Below are 4,638 nucleotides of genomic sequence, written 5' to 3'. Positions count from 1 at the left end.
GCTGGCACCGACGTCGGTTTTACATAAATAATCCTTAATCCATGTCACGCAGTGATTGCACTCAAGCAGTTTACACCACTTGACGGGACACTACCCTTCCATAACTAAGGAGAGTCGCCCAAAATGGCTTGGTGCTATGAACAATTTGGACTTGCAACGGCTGATTTGCGATTATGGTAAATCCTCTAGCGTTAAAATTCAGTGTAATCATCCTTTTATATTTATTGTTTGGGGTTGTGAAAAGAGCCTCCAAGAAAGGGCTATTATCAGTGATTATATCGCTCTCCACGGTAAGCATAAAGTACATGACCGTTGTGGACGCTGGTCATTGAATTTCTTCTCAATCGGCCTCCATGCGACAAAAAATGATATGATATAGAAGAGGTATACGAACGTATGTGCCGAATAACTGGAAGTAGTGATTGATAAACTGTGAAGTGGGGTGGCGTGCATGCCTTTCCGACTAGGAGAGTTGTTTTGTGGGCCGGGCGGCATTGCGCTTGGTGCAATAACTGCTCGCGTTGTTGCCGATGGTAAGGAGTACACAATCTCCCACGAATGGGCGAATGATTACGATAAGGATACTTGCGAAACATACCGTCTGAACATTTGCCCTGACAGGCCCGAGTCTGTCATTTGTAAGGACGTTCGAAAGCTTAAAATAGAGACTTTATCCCCAATTGACGCTTTTGCATTTGGTTTCCCTTGCAACGATTTCAGCGTTGTTGGTGAACAAAAAGGTATTGATGGGGTTTATGGCCCGTTATACGAATATGGGGTAAAAGCACTCAAGCATTTCAGACCACAGTGGTTCTTGGCGGAAAATGTGGGCGGACTGCGTAATGCCAACGAAGGTCGTGCTTTTGATCTTATCTTAGAGGAACTGTGTGATGCGGGGTACAACATCTATCCGCATTTGTACAAATTTGAAGAATACGGCATCCCCCAAGCCCGCCACAGAATTATAATTGTGGGAATTCGTCATGACTTGCCGGTGCAGTTTCGGGTTCCTAAGGCTCCACATATAACTCGGACATGCCGAGATGCACTGGAGAACCCTCCTATACCTGCTGATGCTACAAACAACGAATTGACAGCACAGGCACCACAGGTGGTTGAACGGCTCCGTTATATCGGCCCCGGGGAAAATGCGTTTACCGCTGATCTGCCAGAGCACCTGCGATTAAATGTTCGCGGAGCAAAGATCAGCCAGATATATAAGCGGCTCGACCCAAACAAACCTGCTTATACCATTACGGGCAGTGGTGGGGGTGGAACACACGTATATCACTGGGAAGAACATCGCGCTCTGACCAACAGAGAGCGGGCTAGGTTACAGACTTTCCCCGACAGCTACACATTTGTTGGTTCTAAGGAAAGCGTGAGGAAGCAAATCGGTATGGCTTTGCCGCCAGACGGTGCAAGAATCATTTTTGAGGCTATCTTGAAAAGCTTTGCAGGGGTTTCTTATGAGAGCGAACCTACAAGTTTTCCGGTGAGACTATATGAATCAAGGTTGGTTTTGGAAGGGCGAGAGGCTTGATAACACGGAATTTGTTTGAGAGTGCGCTTGTTACTCCCGCTCGACAAGGAGCCAACAAACTCCTGATCGTTTCGGGTTACGCAACTGCGGCAATGGCGTTTCATCACTTGGATGTGTTGAGACGAGAAGTTGGTCGTGGTATTGCGGTAAACCTCATAATCGGGATGACACCAAATGATGGCATTTCAAGAAGCAATCATCTTGGGTTCATCGAACTGGCCGAGAGTGAGTTTAACGGCCAGTTTACTTGCAGTTACGTGATGCTGGATCGGTATCCCGTGCATTCAAAAGTCTACGCATGGCTAGCAGATGATGAGCCTCTGTATGGTTTCGTCGGTTCGGCCAACTATACTCAAAACGCATTTCTTAGCAACCAACGAGAAGTTCTGGCTATCTGTGACGCTGAAGACTGTTTGAGCTATTTCAACGAGTTGGTTTCAGACTCGATATACAGCACCCATCCGGAAGTAGATGAGTATATACAGATTTCCAACGATCAGCATTACAACAGACGACGAAATATGGTTCGACGGGACGCCGACCAAGACCGACCAATCGCAGAAACAACGGAAATGTCCGTGGAGCATGTAAGATGCTCCCTGCTCGACAGGAATGGGAATCTACCTGCGACGTCAGGATTGAATTGGGGACAACGTGAAGGACGGGAACGAAACCAAGCGTACATTAGGTTGACTGCAGACATCTATCACTCGGACTTCTTTCCTCCCGTTGGGGTACATTTTACGGTACAGACAGACGATCATCGTGTGCTCATATGCACTCGCGCACAACAAAACGGGAAGGCAATACATACACCGCACAACAACAGCCTCTTGGGTGAGTATTTTAGAAACAGGCTTGGACTGGCGAACGGTGCCTTCATAACGAAGGAAGATTTGATCAGGTACGGCAGGACAGATGTTGATTTTTACAAGATCGATGACGAAACATATGTCATGGATTTCTCAGTGTAAGGTTATGACGTGGAGTTGTGCCAACCTTGGGGAAGTTTAAGGTGTGATCAAGCTGACCGATAACCTCAACCAGGAAAATAGGCGCAAAAACATGCAAGCAATCAGGTCCTCAAACACGTCCTTTGAAAACCGGGTAACTCACGAACTTTGGTCACGAGGTTTGCGGTTTCGAAAGAATGTGAAAGGACTAATGGGGAAACCTGACCTTGCAATCAAGAAGTACCACATTGTGATTTTTCTCGATTCCTGCTTTTGGCACGGATGCCCACTGCATGGCAGGAAGCCACGTTCCAACAGCGATTATTGGGAAGCGAAACTTGAGCGGAATAGACTAAGGGACGTGGAGGTTACTGAATACTACGTCCAGCATGGATGGCACTTGTTGCGGATGTGGGAACACGAATTCAAGTGTGACTTCGACGGGGCAATAGATAGGATCTTTGCATTCGTTACGGGAATTAAAAGCCGCTATGGTACAAAGACCTGATAAAAGTGTTGGCGAATCGTCGTATAAGCGGAACACCATGCCAACAGAGATAGCAATATACGCTTAACTCTAGTTTGGAGAGTAAGGTGATGTACGTGGAAGAATTTAAGCGTGCCCTTGATTCAGTAATTGCATCGTGTTCGTTACTTAGCGAGGCTTGGGAGAAACTTGACGAATCATCACCTAAGATATTGGCTAAGTACCCGTTCGACAAGGATTTTCGCGAAGTTATTGGTGTTAGAGTTTCAGGTAGTGGTGTAAATTCAGCGGCTTGGTCTTGACGAGAAAGCCATCGAGTGCAATCTACTAAAAGTGACCAACAATCAGTAGAGGAGGCACATCGATGGCTTCTAGAGACAAGATCGCACTTTTGGAGTTAATTCGCAAGATCGGATTGGAAGATGGTGACGTTGATTTCTTGAAGGAGGGGCTGAAGGTGCTCACCCAAGCCGTGATGGAAGCTGAGGTCAGTTCCCTCATTGGTGCTGAACGCTATGAACGCAGTGATAAGCGCACGAACAGCCGCAATGGGTACCGAACCAGGGAATGGGATACTCGTGTCGGAACGATTGATCTGCAGATTCCAAAGCTCCGTAAGGGAAGCTACTTCCCCAGCATCCTAGAGCCAAGGAAGAAGGCTGAGAAGGCACTCCTCTCCGTTGTTCAAGAGGCGTATGTTCATGGTGTGAGCACCCGAAAAGTGGATGAGCTTGTTGAGTCGATGGGGATTCAGGGCATCAGCAAAAGTGAAGTATCTCGGATTTGCAAGGAACTGGACGATGTAGTGCAGGGCTTCAAGAACCGCTCGCTGGAGGGAACGTACCCGTATTTGTGGTTAGATGCGACATTTCCCAAAGTTCGGGAAGGTGGGCGTGTCCAGAGCATGGCGTTTGTCATTGCGATCGGCGTGAGGGCTACCGGTGAGCGAGAGGTCTTGGGATTTGACATTGGTACCAGTGAGGACGGTTCATTTTGGTTGACCTTTATCCGGAGCCTTGTTGCCCGTGGTCTGCGTGGTGTTCAGTTGGTGATCAGTGATGCGCACGAAGGCCTGCGCAGTGCCATCGGATCTGCCTTGACGGGAGCAACCTGGCAGAGGTGCCGGGTTCATACCATGCGTAACATTCTGAGTCAGGTGCCCAGGTCGTCACAGGCGATGGTCTCGTCCATTATCCGGACGATATTTGCACAGCCAACTCAGGAGGCAGCGAAACAGCAGCTAGCGGTCGTGGTCCAGCAACTGAAGGGGAAGTTTTCCAAGGCGATGGAGGTGCTGGAGCGTGCTGAGGAGGACGTACTGGCTTACATGGCATTCCCGAAGGAACATTGGAAGCAAATCTGCTCCACAAACCCGCTAGAACGCCTAAACCGTGAACTGCGGCGTCGTTTCGACGTTGTAGGCATCTTCCCCAACCGAGATTCCGTGATACGCCTCGGAGGAGCAATTCTGGAGGAGCAAAACGATGAGTGGATAGTTGCACGGCGGTACTTTAGCAGAGAGTCGATGGCGAAATTGACCCGAAGCTCGGATCAAGAGTTGCTGGCACCGACGTCGGTTTTACATAAATAATCCTTAATCCATGTCACGCAGTGATTGCACTCAAGCAGTTTACACCACTTGACGGGACACTACC

5 protein-coding genes are annotated in these 4,638 nt (G+C 48.5%); all 5 read left to right on the top strand.

Going from position 1 to position 4,638, the window contains the following annotated elements; genetic code table 11:
* Window positions 1–451 precede the first annotated feature (451 nt).
* The 5 genes from BUA75_RS15105 (at window position 452) to BUA75_RS15085 (ending at window position 4,574) form a co-directional block, all read left to right on the top strand.
* Window positions 452–1,543, top strand: a complete 1,092-nt coding sequence (locus BUA75_RS15105) for a DNA cytosine methyltransferase (RefSeq protein WP_072875419.1) — start codon at window positions 452–454, stop codon at window positions 1,541–1,543.
* Window positions 1,540–2,517, top strand: coding sequence for a restriction endonuclease PLD domain-containing protein (locus BUA75_RS15100; protein WP_083574421.1), 978 nt, complete (start codon window positions 1,540–1,542; stop codon window positions 2,515–2,517). The genes BUA75_RS15105 and BUA75_RS15100 overlap by 4 nt, the downstream gene beginning before the upstream one ends.
* Window positions 2,518–2,560: 43 nt before the next feature.
* Window positions 2,561–3,004 carry a very short patch repair endonuclease gene (locus tag BUA75_RS15095; protein ID WP_072875418.1) on the top strand — a complete coding sequence of 148 codons (444 nt, stop codon included), beginning with the start codon at window positions 2,561–2,563 and terminating at the stop codon, window positions 3,002–3,004.
* 89 nt (window positions 3,005–3,093) lie between these two features.
* On the top strand, window positions 3,094–3,285 hold the full coding sequence (locus BUA75_RS15090) for a hypothetical protein (RefSeq protein WP_242650353.1): 192 nt from the start codon (window positions 3,094–3,096) through the stop codon (window positions 3,283–3,285).
* A 62-nt stretch (window positions 3,286–3,347) separates the two neighbouring features.
* Window positions 3,348–4,574 (top strand): IS256 family transposase, encoded by a 1,227-nt coding sequence (locus BUA75_RS15085; protein WP_072875417.1) that lies wholly within the window; start codon window positions 3,348–3,350, stop codon window positions 4,572–4,574.
* The last annotated feature ends 64 nt before the right edge of the window (window positions 4,575–4,638 follow it).

The sequence above is a fragment of the Alicyclobacillus tolerans genome, from assembly GCF_900142255.1.
Taxonomy (GTDB): Bacteria; Bacillota; Bacilli; order Alicyclobacillales; family Alicyclobacillaceae; genus Alicyclobacillus_I; species Alicyclobacillus_I tolerans.
Note: the sequence above shows the minus strand (reverse complement) of the source record. Positions and strands in the feature narration are given on the sequence as shown.

Excerpts from the sequence above, each read along its gene's own strand:
- BUA75_RS15105 (WP_072875419.1), top strand. The coding sequence starts at position 452 with ATGCCTTTCCGACTAGGAGAGTTGTTTTGTGGGCCGGGCGGCATTGCG.
- BUA75_RS15090 (WP_242650353.1), top strand. The coding sequence starts at position 3,094 with ATGTACGTGGAAGAATTTAAGCGTGCCCTTGATTCAGTAATTGCATCG.
- BUA75_RS15085 (WP_072875417.1), top strand. The coding sequence starts at position 3,348 with ATGGCTTCTAGAGACAAGATCGCACTTTTGGAGTTAATTCGCAAGATC.